This window comes from Kitasatospora sp. NPDC001119, from assembly GCF_053598475.1.
This window is the reverse complement of sequence record NZ_JBSFKI010000001.1, coordinates 449,869-466,055: the sequence shown is the minus strand read 5'-3', so window position 1 is coordinate 466,055 and position 16,187 is coordinate 449,869. Positions and strand designations below refer to the sequence as shown.

At 76.0% G+C, this 16,187-nt stretch carries 8 protein-coding genes; 6 read left to right on the top strand and 2 right to left on the bottom strand.

Going from position 1 to position 16,187, the window contains the following annotated elements; translation table 11 throughout:
• Positions 1 to 3: 3 nt before the first annotated feature.
• The 3 genes from ACWDD9_RS02140 (at position 4) to ACWDD9_RS02130 (ending at position 6,321) form a co-directional block, all read left to right on the top strand.
• Positions 4 to 3,621, top strand: a complete 3,618-nt coding sequence (locus ACWDD9_RS02140; RefSeq protein ID WP_449810579.1) for a vWA domain-containing protein — start codon at positions 4 to 6, stop codon at positions 3,619 to 3,621.
• A complete protein-coding gene (locus ACWDD9_RS02135; protein ID WP_449810578.1) occupies positions 3,618 to 5,537 on the top strand; it encodes a hypothetical protein in 1,920 nt (639 codons plus the stop codon). Before ACWDD9_RS02140 ends, ACWDD9_RS02135 begins: the two co-directional genes overlap by 4 nt.
• A gap of 325 nt (positions 5,538 to 5,862) precedes the next feature.
• Positions 5,863 to 6,321 carry a MarR family winged helix-turn-helix transcriptional regulator gene (locus ACWDD9_RS02130; RefSeq protein WP_049660429.1) on the top strand — a complete coding sequence of 153 codons (459 nt, stop codon included), beginning with the start codon at positions 5,863 to 5,865 and terminating at the stop codon, positions 6,319 to 6,321.
• Positions 6,322 to 6,442: 121 nt separating this feature from the next.
• Here the strand turns inward: ACWDD9_RS02130 and ACWDD9_RS02125 are convergent, their stop codons facing one another.
• On the bottom strand, positions 6,443 to 8,224 hold the full coding sequence (locus ACWDD9_RS02125) for an ATP-binding protein (protein ID WP_449810577.1): 1,782 nt from the start codon (positions 8,222 to 8,224) through the stop codon (positions 6,443 to 6,445).
• Positions 8,225 to 8,713: 489 nt separating this feature from the next.
• Positions 8,714 to 9,991, bottom strand: coding sequence for an acyl-CoA dehydrogenase family protein (locus ACWDD9_RS02120; protein WP_449810576.1), 1,278 nt, complete (start codon positions 9,989 to 9,991; stop codon positions 8,714 to 8,716).
• 467 nt (positions 9,992 to 10,458) lie between these two features.
• Between ACWDD9_RS02120 and ACWDD9_RS02115 the strand changes: the two genes are divergently transcribed.
• The 3 genes from ACWDD9_RS02115 to ACWDD9_RS02105 all read left to right on the top strand — a co-directional run bounded on the left by ACWDD9_RS02115 (position 10,459) and on the right by ACWDD9_RS02105 (position 16,138).
• Positions 10,459 to 11,532 (top strand): GAF domain-containing protein, encoded by a 1,074-nt coding sequence (locus tag ACWDD9_RS02115; RefSeq protein ID WP_449810575.1) that lies wholly within the window; start codon positions 10,459 to 10,461, stop codon positions 11,530 to 11,532.
• Positions 11,533 to 11,855: 323 nt separating this feature from the next.
• Entirely contained in the window at positions 11,856 to 13,442 is a 1,587-nt protein-coding gene (locus ACWDD9_RS02110; protein ID WP_449810603.1) for a lipase maturation factor family protein, read from the top strand.
• A 320-nt stretch (positions 13,443 to 13,762) separates the two neighbouring features.
• Positions 13,763 to 16,138 (top strand): hypothetical protein, encoded by a 2,376-nt coding sequence (locus tag ACWDD9_RS02105; RefSeq protein ID WP_449810574.1) that lies wholly within the window; start codon positions 13,763 to 13,765, stop codon positions 16,136 to 16,138.
• The last annotated feature ends 49 nt before the right edge of the window (positions 16,139 to 16,187 follow it).

The following is a 16,187-nucleotide window of genomic DNA, read 5'->3' as shown; positions in this document are numbered from 1 at the left end:
CCGATGAGCAGCGCGGAGACCACCCGCCCGGACGACGCGGACCAGGCGGTCCACGCGGACCAGGCGGTCCGGGCCGAGGCCGACCGGCTGGCCGCCGCCGGCACCGGTCGCCCCGGCCCCTACCTGATCGGCGTGCGCCACCACGCGCCGTCCCTCAGCGCGGTGGTCCCCGCGCTGCTCGACGCCGCCCGGCCGGACGTCGTCCTGGTCGAGCTGCCCGCCGAGTTCCAGCCCTGGCTCGGCCCGCTCGCCGACGAGGCCACCCGGGCCCCGGTCGCCCTCGCGGCGGCCCCGGCCGGGCCCGAGGAGGCGGCCGGGCCCGCCTTCTACCCGTTCGCCGACTTCTCCCCGGAGCTCGCCGCCCTGCGCTGGGCCCGGCGCAACGGGGTGGAGGCCGTCGCCTGCGACCTCCCGCTCGCCCACCGCGCCGCCCGCACGGCGGAGCGCGGGCGCACCGATCGGATCCCGGACGCACCCGGCGTCGCCGACGCGCTGCGCCACCGCCTCACCGGCCGGGACTCCGACGAGGACCTGTGGGACCGCCTGGTCGAGACGGCCGCCCCCGGCTCCACCCCGGAGGCCGTCCGGCGCGCCGCCCTGCTGGTCGGCTGGGCACTGCGCCGGGACGCCGAGACCGGCCCCGGCGTCGACCCGTACGACCTGCGCCGCGAGGCCTGGATGCGGTCCCGCATCCAGGCCGCCGCGGCCGGCGGGCGCCGGGTCGCCGCCGTGATCGGCGCCTTCCACGCCCCCGCCCTGCTCGGCGGTCCCCTCGCCACCGAGGAGCCGCCGCGCCCGGACGGCCCCGGGCACGTCCTGTCCCTGATCCCGTACACCTACCCGCTGCTCGACGCCCGCTCCGGCTACCCGGCGGGCATCCGCGACCCGGAGTGGCAGCACACCGTCCTCGACGCCGGCGGCGACCCGGAACGCCTCGCCGAGGCGCTCACCACCACCGCTGTCCGGATCTGCGCCGCGCTGCGCGCCCAGGACCACCCCAGCGGCCCGGCCGACGCCCGCGAGATCGTCCGGCTGGCCGGCGACCTCGCCCGGCTGCGCGGCCACGCCGCCCCCGGCCGCGGCGAACTCGTCGAAGCGGTGCAGACCGTCCTCGCCCAGGGCGAACCCCTCGGCCGCGGCCGGGCCGTCGCCCGCGCCCTCGAACAGGTCCTGGTCGGCACCCGCACCGGCCGCCCGACCCCCGCCGCCCCGCGCAGCGGACTCGCCCCCGCCGTCGAGACCCTCCTCGCCGACCTCGGCCTCCCCGGCCCCGGCGACCCCGGTCCGCGCGACCTGCGCCTCGACCCGCTGCGCAGCGGCCTCGACCGCCGCCGCGAGATCCTCCTGCACCGCCTCACCGCCTGCGAGATCCCCTACGGCGAGCCCGTCGCCACCACCGGCGCCGGCGGCACCGAAACCCTCGGCACCCGATGGCGCCTGCACTGGACGCCCGCCACCGCCGCCATGCTCACCGTCGCCGGCACCCGCGGCGTCACCCCCGCCCAGGCCGCCGAAGGCGCCCTGCGCGCCCGCCTCACCGACCAGCCGACCCCGCGCGAGATCATCGACGGCCTCACCGCCGCCGCCTCCTGCGCCCTCCCCGCCCTCACCGAGGCCCGCCTCACCCAACTCACCACCCTCCTCCCCGCCTCCGCCACCCTCCCCGACCTCCTCGACGCCCTCGCCCTCCTCGACCGCCTGACCGCGGGCCACTTCCCCGGCCACACCCCGGCGGGAGCGGAGGAAGGCCCCGTCGCCGCAGACGACGGCACGCCCGTGGCCGGCGCCCCCGTGGCCGGCCCGCCCGTGCTCGTCGCGGCCGGGGAGGTGCTCACCGTCGCCGCCGTGCGGCAGTTGGAGGGCCTGGGCGGGTCGGACGATCCGCAGGACGCGCGGGCGCTGGTGGAGCTGGTACGGCGGGCGGACCGGCTCGGCGGGGTGCGGCTGGCGTACGTGCTGGCCGGGCTCGCCGAGCAGGGGAGCCCGCTGGTGCGGGGCGCGGCCGGCGCGGTGCGGGTGCTGCTCGGCCAGGAGCCGGCCGAGGTGCTGGGCGGCCGGGCCGCCTCGTGGGTGGACGGCGCGACCGCTCCGGAGGCGCGACAGGCGCTCGGGCGGGCGCTGGTCGGCCTGCTGACGGCCGCGGAGGGGCTGTTCGACTCCGCGCCGCAGGCACTGGAACCGCTGCTGGAGCGGGTCACCTCGCTGCCCGACGACGCCTTCCTGGACCGGCTGCCCGCGCTGCGCGGCGGGTTCGACACGCTCAGCCCGGCCGCCCGGGACCGGCTGCTGGCCCTGGTCGAGGAGCGTCTGGGCGCCCGGCTCGCCGCCCTGCCCGAGGAGGCCGGCCCCGCTGTGCTCGCCGGCTGGGTGCGCGCGGACCTCGCGGCGCGTGCGGCGCTCGTCCGTCGCGGCCTCCTGCCCGCAACGCCCGCGCAGCCCGCGGTCGTTGCGCCGTCGCCCGCGGCCCCGCCGCCTGCCTCCGACCCCGTTCCCGTCCCCGACCCCGCCCGCACCCTCGCCCCCGCCGAGCGTTGGCGGCTGCTCCTCGGCCGCCCCGGCAGCGGCGGCCTGACCGGTCGCGGTGCCCGACTCGCCACCGCCCTGGACGAGTTGTACGGCGGCGGCCACGGCGAGGGCTCCGGCCCGGGCCTGGACAGCCGGGGCGGCAAGGGCGGCCGCGAGGCCCCGTACCCCGGTGTGCGGGAGTGGGCCGAGGAACTGGAGTCGCTGTTCGGCCCCGGCGTGCGCGAGGAGGTGCTGGCCGCCGCCGTCGCCCAGGGCCGCACCGACGTCCTGGAGACGATCGACCCGTCCGCTGTCCGCCCGTCCGTCGAGCTGCTGCGCACCGTGCTGGACCACGCGGGCGGTCTGCCCGAGGCCCGGGTGGCCCGGCTGCGCCCGCTGGTGCGGCGCCTGGTGGACGAACTGAGCCGGGAGCTGGCCACCCGGCTGCGCCCGGCCCTGACCGGGATCGCCGTGCCGCGCCCGTCCCGCCGCCCGGGCGGCGGGCTGGACCTCGACCGGACCATCCGGGCCAACCTGGTCACCGCCCGCCCCACGCCGGACGGCGGCACCCTGATCGTGCCCGAGCGCCCGGTCTTCCGGACCAGGGCGCGGCAGGCCAACGACTGGCGGCTGATCCTGGTCGTGGACGTCTCCGGGTCGATGGAGGCCTCCACGGTGTGGGCCGCGCTGACGGCCTCGATCCTGGCCGGGGTGCCCTCCCTGAGCACCCACTTCGTCGCCTTCTCCACCGAGGTCCTGGACCTCACGGAGCGGGTGGACGATCCGCTGGGCCTGCTGCTGGAGGTGAGCGTCGGCGGCGGCACCAGCATCGCGAGCGGGCTGCGCTACGCGCGGGAGCTGGTGACGGTGCCGTCCCGCACGCTGGTCGCGGTGGTCAGCGACTTCGAGGAGGGCGGGCCGGTCGGCGGGCTGCTGGCCCAGACCCGGGCCCTGGTGGACTCCGGCGTGCACCTGCTCGGCTGCGCGGCGCTGGACGACACCGGGACGGCCCGCTACTCGAAGGCGGTCGCGGGCCAACTGGTCGCGGCCGGAATGCCCGTGGCGGCGTTGAGCCCGCTGGAACTGGCCCGCTGGGTGGGGGAGAAGGTGCGATGAGCGTGACGGCGCGGACGAGCGACTGGCCGGGCGTGCGGCCCGAGGTGGTCGCCGAGGTGGTGGCCGGGCTGAGTGCCCGGCTGCAGAAGCGGCTGGACGGCGCGGCGGCGAAGCTGGCGGAGCGACCGGTGGCCCGGGAGGGCGACGAGTGGCGGGTGGAGGTGGACGAGGAGACGGTGCTCGTGCTGCACGCCCCGGGCGGGGTGGTCGCGGCGGAGGCCGGCGTCCGCTGCGGCTGCCTGCTCGCCCCGGCCTGCGTGCACCGGGCCGCGGCGGTCACCCTCTGCCCGCTCGCCGAGGCCGAGCCGGGGCCGGGGCCGGAGCCCGAGCAGGAGCCCGAGCCCAGGAGTGACACGGACGGCGCGCCAGGGGAGCCGACCGGCCGGCCGGTCGCCGACCCGATCGTCGGCGACCCGCTCACCGCCGTCGAACTCGCCGCCGTCCGCCACCTCCACCGGGCCGCGGCCGCCGTCCTGGCCGCCGGGGTGAGCGGGGCGGGCGCCGTCTCCCAGGCCGAACTGCTGCGCGCCGCCCACCGGGCGCGCCTCGCGGGCCTGCACCGCCCGGCCGCGGCGGCCGTCACCGTCGCGACCAGGGTCCGGGCGGCGCGCTCCGGCGCGCCCGACCACCGCCTGGTGGACCTGGTCGCGGGCCTGCGCGAACTCCTCGGCCTCACCACCGCCCTGGCCACCGGCACCGCGCCGGTCGCCGAGCTGCGCGGCACCGCACGCCAGGCCTACCGGGAGGAGGGCGGTCTGCGGCTCTACGGCCTGTTCGCCGAGCCGGTGCTGACGGCCACCCATGCCGGTGCGGTCAGCTGGGCGGTGGACGCCGACGGGCACCTCAGCACGATCGCCGAGGTGATGCCGCACGACGACGCGGCGGCCGCCGCCCCGCAGGCGGTCGGGGCGGGCAACCGGACGGTCCGGTTGGGCGACGCCGCGCTCAGCCACCGTGAGTTCAGCCGCGCGGGGCTGGCCGTCCAGGGCGCGACCAGGTCCGGTGGTGGTCGGCTGGGCGCCGGGGCCTCGGTCCGGGCGGTGCGGGCGACGGGCGCGGCATGGACGGCGGAGCCGGCCGCCCGGCTCTGGTCGGAACCGGCCTCCGCCCAGGTGGCCCGGGCACTCGCGGCGCAGGAACTGCCGTACGAGAGCCGCCCGGCCGGGAGCGACCTGCTCTTCCTGGACGTCACCCTGCTGGGTACCGCCCCCGGTCCGGGTGGCGCACCGCAGCTGCTGGCGCGCTGCACGGCGAGCGGTGCGCAGGGCGGTCCGGTGATCGTCCTGCGCCCGGCGCACGAGCACCCCGACCTGCCGTTCCGGGCGAACCTCGCGCTGCTCGCCACCGCCCCCGGCCTGCGACTGCGGGTGATCGGGCGGCTGGAGCGCGCGGACCGTCCGGAGCTGCGTCTGCTCGCGATCGGTACGCCCCCGGCCGCTCCCGACCCGCTCGCCCTGTCCGCGGACCGGGCGGGCCGGGTCAACCTCGGCCTCGAACGGCTCCAGACCGCCGACCTCGCCGCGTCCGCGACGGCCTCCGCCACGGTCGGCGAGTCGGCGGATGGGTCGGCGGACGGGCCGGCGGACGGATCGACTGCCCCGGCGCCGTACGGCCCGCCCGTCCACGTGCTCGGCCGCCGGGTCGAGCAGACGGTCACCACCGGTCGGCACGCCCTCGCCCCGAGCGAGGCCTCGGCGGCGGCCGACCGCGGTCTGCTGCGCGCCGCCGGGCTGGCCACCGCCGCCGAACTCCTCGACGGCCTGCGGGCCTCCGCCGCCAACCAGCAGCGCGACGTCTTCGGCCGGATCGTCACCGACGACCACGAGGATTTCGCCACCGCCTGGCTGACCGCGGCCTCCTACACCGAGGAACTGGCCACGGCGCTGTGCGCGTCGGCCTGGTCCGGGGAGGGGTGAGGAGCCGGTCGTGTGCGGCCCCGTGGTGTCCTTCGACGCCCCGGGCGGCGGGCGGGCCGGACCCTCGTGCGGGGTCCGGTCGCTCACCGCAGGACGGCCTCCGCCCCGCCGTCGCGGCGGCTGACGGCCCGGAGCGGAGGCCCTCGACGGGGAACCGGCGGGGGTATAAGCCGAACTATTTGCACAGTCCGATATTCCGCGCCAAATGGCATACTTGTCACAGGAAGACACGGGACGAAACCTCGTACGAGACCCCGGACGAGAGACCTCACGCGGGGCCGCGTCCAGCACACGGCACGAGCAGCGCGACGGAAGGGTAGGCGTCATGGGAATCCGCGACGATGCGGCCGAGATCCGGGCCCGCGGCTGGCGGACGCTCGCCGCGCTGCACGGCATGATCGACACCGCGCTGGAGAAGGCGCTCCAGGCCGAGTTCAAGCTCTCGGTGGTCGAGTACACGGTGCTGGAGGCGCTCTCCCGCCAGGACGGCTGGCACATGCGGATGCAGCAGCTGGCCCGCGCGGCGGCGCTGAGCAGCAGCGCGACCACCCGACTGGTGAGCCGCCTGGAGGACCGGGGCCTGCTCGGCCGGTTCCTCTGCGCGGACGACCGGCGCGGCATCTACACCGAGCTGACGCCCGAGGGCCGCGACCTGCTGACGGCGGCTCGCCCGGTGCACGACGCCGCCCTGGAGGCGACGCTGGCCGAGGCCACCGAGGTCCCGGAGCTGGCTCCGCTGGTCGGGTCGCTCGCCGAACTCCACCCGGTCCACGCCAACGCCTGAGCCCCGCACCGACGGCTGAGACCGAGGCGGGCCGCCCACGGAAGCGGTCCGCCCGGCCCGGATCGTCCGGCAGCATGACCACGCACAGCGCCGGGCGGTCGCGGCGCAGGTCGAAGGGGCGTCACCGCCGCTCCTCGGTCTCCCGGACGGTGGGGGAGTCCGCAGAGGCCCGCCGCGGGGCGGAAGGGGCGGACGGCGCGAGGTGTTGCGCCCCGTACACGGGTGTCGCCGGGCCGAGCTGCCCGGCCGGGCCGGCGTCCCGGGCCCGTTGCGGCACGGCCGCTTGGGCGTGCGGCGCACCGTCCGAGCCGTCGTCGGGCCGTGGTGCCGGGCGGCGCTGGTCCACCGCGGGGCTGCCCGACAGGTCGTACATGCGCGGCAGCGCGGGCCGGGGCACGACCACGGCGCCGGGCAGTCCGGGGATCTCGGCGCCGACGGCCAGGCCTCCGTTGGCGGGCGCCTCGGCACCGCCGACCCCGGCGGCACCCGTCCCGGCGCCCGTCCCGGCAGCCGCCCCGGCGCCGTCCGCGCCGTAGGGGACGGCCGGGGCCCCCGGGGCGCCGAACGGTCCCGGGCCCGCCTGGCTCCCGCCCGGCAGCCCGCCGTGCCCTGCGGCCGTCGCACCCGGCGGCTCCTGCCCGAGGGCTTCGGACCCGGAGCCGCCCCCGACCCCCGCCCCAGCGTCCGCTCCCGCTCCGGCTCCTGCCCCCACGTCGGTCACGGGAGCCCGGGTGATCCGGGCCCCCGAGGGCAGCCCGGACACCGCGGCCGACTGCGCCGCCTGCTCCAGCAGCGCCGAGGGCACCAGCACCGCGGCCCGGGTGCCGCCGTACGGGGACGGGTGCAGGGTGACCCGGACGTCGTGCCGGGCGGCCAGGTGCGCGACGACGAACAGGCCGAGCCGCAGGTCGTCGCCGAGCGCGGAGACGTCCAGGTCGGGCGGGTCGGCCAGGTACGCGTTGAGGCGCTGGTACTCCGTCTCGGTCATGCCGAGCCCGCGGTCCTCGACCTCGACCGCCAGGCCCTCGGGCACCTCCTTCGCGGAGATCTGCACCTGGGTGTACGGCGGGGAGAAGGTGGTGCCGTTCTCGATCAGTTCGGCGACCAGGTGGATGACGTCGGCGACGGCCTGCCCGCCGAGCGAGACGCGCGGCACGCCCCGGACGACGACCCGGGAGTAGCTCTCGGTCTCCGAGACGGCGCTGCGCAGCACGTTGACCACGGGTACGGCGTTGCGCCAGCGCCGGGCGGGGAGGTCGCCGCCGAGGATGACGAGGTTCTCGGCGTTGCGCCGCATCCGGGTGGCCAGGTGGTCGACCGCGAACAGTTCGCGCAGCAGTTCCGGGTCCTCGTGCTCGCGTTCCAGCGCGTCCAGCATGCTGATCTGCCGGTGGATCAGGATCTGGGTGCGCCGGGCGATGTTGAGGAAGACCTTCTTCGTCCCCTCGCGGCCCTGGGCCTGGTGGACGATGGCGGCGACCGCGGCCTGCCGGACGGCGGCGAGGCCCTCCGAGGCCTGCTGGACGTCGTCGCCGGTCCGTCGGGAGGGTGTCCAGGCGGCCGGGGCGGGCACCTGCTCCCCGGCGCGCAGCCGCCCGACCACCTCGGGGATCTCCTGCTCGGCGAGCGCCATGGTGTCGGCCCGCAGTTCGGACAGCCGCGCGGACAGCGCCCAGGCGGTCCGGATGCCGCGGACCAGGCTGATCAGCACCACCGCGGCGACGACCGCGCTGCCGGCCAGCAGCGCGGTGCGCTGGCCGGAGTCGCGCAGCAGGTAGGCGGCGTAGCCCCAGGCGGCGGCGAGGCCCAGGCTGGGGACCAGCACGGCGGCGAGGAGCGGGCTGCGGAGCGAGCCGGACCGGCCGGCGCGGTGGCCGGTCCGGGGGGCCGGTATGCCTGGCATCTGATTCCTTGCTGCAGGGCCGAGTCGCGGGGCCGGGTCGTGGAACCCGGCCGTCGAACCCGGCCGTGGGGCCGGGTCGTGGAACCCGGTCCTGGAACCGGGTCGTGGGGCCTGGCCGCGGGACCGGCGCGCCGGTTCGGACCGGTGGGTCCGAGCGGCGGGCCGACCCGTACGGCGCGGCCGGGTCGCAGGGAGCCGGGGCCGGGATCCGTCGGAGCCGGTGACGTGGTGTCACCGGTCCGGCGGGGTGCAGCACGGCCGCCGACGGCACGGAACGCTATCAGCCCGTGGTGCGGTCGGCGCAATATCAACTGGCTCTGCGCACAAGGCCGATGGCCTCGCGACGGTGCCCGCGCCGTAAGGTCCGCCGGCGCGAAGCCGCAGCTCACGGCCCTCGGTCCGGTCGGGCCGACGGTCCTCGGAGGTCGGGGACGGCCACGGCAAGGATGCGACAGGAACAGGTCAAGTCGCGCCGCGGCGGGCGGGATCTCAGCCCGCCAGCGGCATCGGCAGCACCCGTCCGCCCAGGCCTGGCGGCTTCTCCACGTGGGCCTCCCGCTGGGCGGCGAGTTCGCTCCAGGGCCAGCTGGTCAGCTCGGACAGCTCCGCCGACCACTGCTTGCCGTAGGTGCCCGAGGCGAACTGCCCGAGCCGCAGCCGCTGGACGTCCGAGGTGCCGGCCGGAGGGTAGACGTGGGTGGCGTCCCGCAGGTAGCGCTCGATACGGAACTCGGGCTGGAGGCCGCGGGCGGCGTGGATCTCCATGGCGTTGCGCGCGGAGTCCAGCGCGTACTCGGTGTTGATGAGCTTGGCGTTCATCAGCTCGGCGTCGCAGGCGCGGCCGTGGTCAAGCAGGTGGGAGGCGTGGTAGGCGGCGAGCCTGGCGGTCATCAGCCGGGACTGCATCTCACCCAACTTGAGCATGATGTTCGGGAGTTGGTTGATCGGCCGGCCGTACAGGACGCGCCCCTCAGCGAACCGGACGGTGTCCTCGACGATCGCGGTGTGGATGCCGAGTGCGACGGCGGCGAGGTTGATCCGGCCGTAGAGGGTGGAGGAGGAGTAGGCGACGTCCAGTCCCCGCCCCTCCCGGCCGAGCCGGTTTCCGGCCGGGATGCGGCAGTCCTCCAGGATGATCTCGCCGAAGCTGAAGCCATGCAGCCCGCTCTGGGAGCCGGGGGAGCCGGTCCGGAACCCGGGGCGGTCGCTCTCGACCAGGAAGGCGGACAGGCCCCGGCTGCCCTGGCCGGTGCGCAGCACCACGCCGTGCACGTCCCCGATGTGGGAGTTGCCGACGAACCACTTGCGGCCGTTGAGCACGTACTCGTCGCCGTCGCGGATCGCGGTGCCGGTCATCCCGAGCACGTGCCCGCCGGACTCCGGCTCGGTGACGGCGATGGTCGGCAGGCACTCTCCGGAGGCGAACTTCGGCAGCCACGTGCGGCGTTGTGCCTGGGAGCCGTAGTGGAGGACCTTGGCCACGCCCAGCTGGGAGGCCTGTGCGATCGAGCCCGCGGCCCCGCTGACCCGGGCCAGCTCCTCGATGATCACGGTCTTGGCGACGTGCCCCAGCCCGAGGCCGCCGAACTCCCGGGGAATCGTCACGCCGATCCAGCCCTGCCGGGCGATCTCCCTGGCCAGCTCGACCTCGATCGTCCGCTCGGCCTCCATCCTGGCCACCCGCGGACGCACCTCCTTCTCCGCGAAGTCACGGACCTCGGCGCGAAGGCCCTCGTGACGCTCGTCGGTGAAGTAGTCCATCGCCATGCTCCGGTCCTCTCGATACGTGTGGTGCCGTGCCTCCGTCCGTGCCGTCGATGCCGCTCCGGCGACCCCTACGGGGGGCGGTGGGTGTGCGGGGGTGTCGGCCGGTCGCCCCGGTGCGATCGGCGCATGCGTCACCGGGCGGTGTCCCGGTGACGGGAACCGTCCGTGTCTTCGGCAGGGCTCATTGTTGTATGGGGTACCGGGGCATCCCAGAGTCGATCTTGGATTGGCGCGATTCGGCCCGTCCCCGTCGGGAGGGGTTTCGTCCGGGCGCCGGGCGGGAATCGATCTTCGCTTCCGTGACGGTCCGTCGACCGGTCGTCCACATGCGGTTTTGACGAGCCATCGGCAAGGCTCCGGTGCGGCTCCGGCCGGGCGCCGGAAGGACTCCGGAAGGACATCGGCAGGACTGAAGAACGGTCGATCGGACCCGCCCGGGCGTTCTGATGTCTGGTTACATGTGCGCCATGACAGATGTGATGAGCACTCAAGGCCAGTTCCCGGGTGCCTCCGGGGAGTCCGCGCGAACCCGCAGGCTGCGCGGCCTTGGGCTCAACGACCCGTCCGCGGACGAGGCCTTCGACCGCTTCGCCCACCTGGCAGCCAGTATCACGCGCGCTCCCATCGCGATGGTCAACTTCATCAACGACGAACGCCAGATGTTCCGGGGGCTCTACATTCCGCCAAGTTCGGCCGACGCCGCGGCCGAGGACGGATCGTCCTGGGCGGAACGCGGCATCGCCTTCGACCTCCCCACCCGCGAGATGCCGCTGAGCCACGGCTTCTGCCCGCACGTGGTCGCCCAGCGCTCCCCCCTCGCCCTCGACGACATCCTCGCCTACCCCCGGTTCGCGGGGAACCCGGTGGTGGACGAACTCGGCGTCCGCGCCTACCTCGGCGCCCCGCTCGTCGACGACACCAACACCGTCATCGGCACCGTCTGCGTGCTCGACCGGGAACCCCGGCAGTGGGGGCGCGAGCGGCTGCGCGACATCCAGCACCTCGCCGAGGCGCTGCTCTCCGAGATCCGGCTGCGCGACAGCCTGCTCGCCCAGCGCCAGGAGATGTTCGCCGCCTTCGACGGCTCGCCGTACCCCATCCTGCTCACCGAGGGCCCGGGCCAGGAGATCCGCTACGCCAACGCCCAGCACGCCGACACCTTCGGCGCGCCGAAGGCGTACGGGACGATCGGCGCCGCGTACCCGCAGCTCGGCGCGGCGGGCCTCGAACAGACCGTCGTGGAGGCGTACCGCACCGGTCGCACCGCCGTCCTCGACAACGTCCGGATGCAGGCCGCCCGCCCGGACGCCCAGCGCGGCCGGCAGGTCTTCAGCTTCACCTGCACCCCGCTGCGGGCCGCGCTCACCGGCCGGATCAACGGCGTCCTCACCGTCGGCATGGACATCACCGCCCAGTCCCGCACCGAGGAGGAGCTCGGCACGCTGGCCGCCCTGCTCGTCGACCGGCTCCAGCAGAGCGGCGGCTCCGTGCCCGGACGCTCGGCCATCGCGGGCGAGGCCGGTCCCGTCCTGCCCGGCTGAACCCCGGCCGGTGCGGACCGCCCACCGCCGTGGCGGGGCGCCTCTCACCCCCGTGGAGAGGACCCCGCCACGGTGTCGGTGCGGTGCCGATGGTGTCGGCGCGGTACCGCCCGGGCCCGTCCGAGTTCCTCCGGTGCCGTCCGAGATCGTCCGAGATCATCCGGCGCCGTCCGGTGCCGTCCGGTGCCGTCCGGTATCGGGAGTTCGCCGGGATGCCCGCGGGATCCCCCCGGGATTCCGCCGGGCCGAGCGGGTGAACCGTCCCCGCTCCGCCGCCCCGACCGGGCCCGCGCCCGGGGTGCCGGGTGGTAGGCATGGGCCGCATGGACTGGTTCGCCGCCCCCGACTACTGGCTGAGCCGGCTGCTCGTCCAACGCCTGCTCGCCGCCCTCTACCTGATCGGATTCCTGGCCGCCGCCGCGCAGTTCCGCGCCCTGATCGGCGCCGACGGCATGCTGCCGGTGCCCCGGTTCACCGCCAGGGTCCCGTTCCGCCGATCCCCCGGCCTGTTCCACCTCCACTACAGCGACCGGTTCTTCGCCGCCGTCGCCTGGAGCGGCGCCGCCCTCGCCGCCGCGGTGGTGGGCGGGCTCGCCGACGCCGTCCCGCTCTGGGCGTCCGTCCTGCTGTGGGTGGTGCTCTGGGTCCTCTACCTCTCCATCGTCAATGTCGGGCAGACCTGGTACTCCTTCGGCTGGGAGTCCCTGCTGCTCGAAGCCGGCTTCCTCGTGGCGTTCCTGGGCAACGCCGACACCGCCCCGCCCACCCTGGTGCTGTGGTTGATGCGTTGGCTGGTCTTCCGGGTCGAGTTCGGCGCCGGACTGATCAAGCTGCGCGGCGACAGCTGCTGGCGGGACCTGACCTGTCTCCGGTTCCATCACGAGACCCAGCCGATGCCCGGACCGCTCAGCTGGTTCTTCCACCACCTGCCCGCCCCGGTCCACCGAGTGGAGGCCGCCGCCAATCATTTCGTCCAACTCGTCGTACCGGTGGGCCTGCTGCTGCCGCAACCGATCGCGAGCTACGCGGCCTGCGCCGTCCTCGTCACCCAGTTCTGGCTGGTCGCCTCCGGCAACTTCGCCTGGCTCAACTGGCTGACCATCGTCCTCGTCCTCGCCGCCGTGCAGCCGACCCGCCTGGGCCTGCCCGTCCACGCCCGCGCGTACCCCGGCGCGCCGCTCTGGTACGAGGCGCTCGTGATCGCGTTGACCACCATCGTCGTAGTGCTCAGCTACTGGCCGGTGCGCAACATGCTCTCCCGCGCCCAGGCCATGAACCGCTCCTTCAACCGGCTCCACCTCGTCAACACCTACGGCGCCTTCGGCAGCGTCAACCGGCTCCGCCAGGAGGTGGTGGTCGAGGGCACCGACGAGGCCGTGCTCACCCCGCACACCGTCTGGCGCGAGTACGGCTTCAAGGGCAAGCCGGGCGATGTCCGCCGGCTCCCGCGCCAGTTCGCGCCCTACCACCTGCGGCTCGACTGGCTGATGTGGTTCGCCGGCATCTCGCCCGCCTACGCCCGCCCCTGGTTCCTGCCCTTCGTCACCCGCCTGCTGTCCGGCGACCGGGCCACCCTGCGCCTGCTGCGCCACAACCCGTTCCCGGACGCCCCGCCGACCCACGTCCGGGCGACCCTCTACCTCTACCGGTTCACCGATTGGCGCGAACTGCGGGAAACCGGCGCGTGGTGGCACCGCACCGCGCTCGGCGAGTACCTCGCTCCGGTCGATCTGCACGCCGTCGGCCGGGCCGGGTACCGGCCGCCGCTCGGCCGACGGGGACCGGCACGGGGACGCGGCGTACGGGACGTACCGCTGGAGCGGTTCCGTCGGCCCGGCAGGCGACGGGACATGCGGCCGGACCGGCGGCCCGGGCCGTCCGGTGGAGAGCGGCGGGAGGACGCGGGATGAGGGCCGGCGGTGTGGAGCCGTGAGCAGCGGAGACACCCGTCCGGACCAATGCCGGGCCACTTCCGGACCAGCTCCGGAGCGGCGCCGGACCACCCGGTCGGACCGCCCGAGTGGCGGCCAGGCGGGCGGTATGGCACACGACACCCGCCCGTCCGGGCGGTGGGTGCGTGCAAGGCTCGAACGGGCACCCGTATTCTGGGCGTCCACACCGGCAGCCCGACCGCGCGCCCCCTAGCCCCGCCCCAGGGGCGACCCCGCGCACCCGGTCCGCCGCCCCCTCGCCGCCAGCCCCGCCGTCGACGCCCAGAACCGGACCTCACATGACAGTGCTTCACTCGCGCAACGCCGACGCAGCCGACCCGGCGGACGTCGCCGACGCCGCAGACGTCAAGGACCCCCAGGACGCCGCCGCGGAGCCCGACCTCCGCGAGGACCTCGGCCGCTACGCCGAGCTCGGGGCCTTCACGCTCACCGCCGAGACCCACGCCTGGTACGCGGCCGTCGACACCGTCGCCACCCCTGAGGACGCCCGCGCGGCCTCCACGGCCCTCGCCGAACTGCGCGGCAGCGACCTCCAGCAGACCTGGGAGGCCGTCCTCTCCCTCGCCGCCGACACCAAGCTGGACGAGCCCGACACCGTCGCCAAGACCGCGCTGCTGGTCGAGATGCTCCAGCGGGTGCACCGCACCTCCGCGGCCCTCTTCCCCGCCGCGTACGACGCCGACCTCGGCGCCCTCGCCGCCGCCACCGCCGACAGCACCTGGCGCCGCGAGAACGGCGTCAAGCTCTCCTGGCTGCGCGGCCGCTCGCTGCGCAAGCAGGCCGTCGCGCTCGCCACCGACCGCCGCATCCGCCGCGAGGACCTGCACGAGGCCCTCACCTCCGCCGAGATCGAGCGCCGCGCCTGGGCCGCGCTCGCCCCGGCCGGCACCCTCCCGCGTGTGCCCACCGACGGCGCCCTGGTCGACCGCACCGCCCAGGCCTTTGAGACGATCAACACCGGCCTGCGCGGCCTCGCCCGCCTGCTGCCCGACCACGACCTCGACGGGCTGCCCTTCGCCGAGCTGATCGACCTGGTCGAGCGCCTCGCCGCCGACGAGGGCACCCTCTACCGCCTGCCCACCATCCGAGGCCTGCGGGCCGGCCTCGAGGAGGCCGGCCTCGCCGACCTGCTCGCCGAACTCGCCACCGCCAAGGCCGACCGCCGCGCCGCCGAGGCCGCGTACACGGCCCGCCAGGCGCTGGCGAGCGGGCAGCGGGACGGGCTGGCGGAGAAGAGCGCCGCTGCTGTCGAGGCGGCGCCGGTCGAGGAGCCGGGTGCCGAGGACGCTGCCGGTGCTGTGGTCGAGGACGATGCCGATGTCGACATCGACGGTGCGACCGGTACGGAGGAGGCTGCGGTCGAGGAGCCCGGGACCGAAGAGCCGACCGACCGGGCCGACGCCGAGGCGGCTGCCCTGCAGGCGCTGGCCGGCGGACAGCGGGACGGGCTCGTGGAAGAGGCCCCGGCCGCGGTGACGGCTCCGGTGGAGGACGCCGAGGAGACCGCTGCGGCGACTGCGACTGCGGTGGCCGAGGCTGAGGCCGAGACCAAGGAAGAGACCGAGACCGAGACCGAGACCAAGGCCGAGGTCGAGGTCGAGATCGAGGCCGAACCGGCGTCGGACGCGGTTGCCGCTGACGACGAGCCGGCGGCGGCGCAGGCCGAGGAGGAGACCCCGGCCGCTGTGGTCTCCCTCCCGGCGCCCTCCCCGGCGGCCGACGACCTGGTGGCCGCCGCGACCGCCGCCCTGGCCGAGGCCGCGGCCGCGGACGAGACGACGGTGGACACGGAGCCGGAGGCTGCCCCGGTCGCCGAGGCCGTCGAGGGCAAGGAGACCGCGGTCGAGGTCGCGGTCGAGGAGCCGGTTGTCGAGGCCGCTGAGATTGCCGTCGACGCCGAGGTTGTGGCCGAGCCGGTTGTCGAGGCCGAGCCCGAGGCCGTTGCGGTGGAGCCCGCTGTCGAGGCGTCGGCCGTGGAGGCTGATGAGCCTGCGGTTGAGGTCGAGGCGGTCGTCGAGGCCGTTGTGGTGGAGCCCGCCGCTGAGGAGTCGGCCACCGCGACTGCCGTTGAGGCGGAGACGGTCGAGGCCGAGGTCGACCCTGTGGTCGAGGCCGAGGCCGAGGCCGTTGTGGCGGAGCCCGCCGTCGAGGAGCCGGCCGCCGTGACTGCCGTCGAGGCCGAGGCTGTGGTTGAGGCCGAGCCCGAGAGCGTTGTCGAGGAGCCCGTCGCCGAGGCCGAGGCTGTGGCCGAAGAGGTGGCGGAGCCAGTGGCCGAGCCCGAGGCTGCCGTGGAGGCGCCTGCGGTTGAGGTCGAGGAGCCCGCCGTCGAGCCCGAGGCCGAGCCCGAGCCCGTCTCCGCTGCCGAGGAGTCGGTCGTCGAGGCCGAGCCCGAGCCCGTCGCCGCCGTCGAGGCGCCCGCCGCCGAGCCCGAGGCCGACGCCCGTCCCGCGAAGCCGGACTTCACGCCCGGCCGCCCCGTGACCGCCTACTCCGCCGACGAGCTGCTCGCCGTCGTGCGGTGGGTGGACGGCGACGGTGCCGAGCGGACCGATGAGGAGCTGCTGCGGGCGGCCATGAAGGAGCTGGGCTTCGCCCGTCTCGGCCCCCGGATCAAGGAGGCGCTGGGCGCCGCCGTGGCCGCCGCGCGCGGCTGACGACGTACGGCCACACAGGCCGAGGGCCCGGGACGCGAGCACGCGTCCC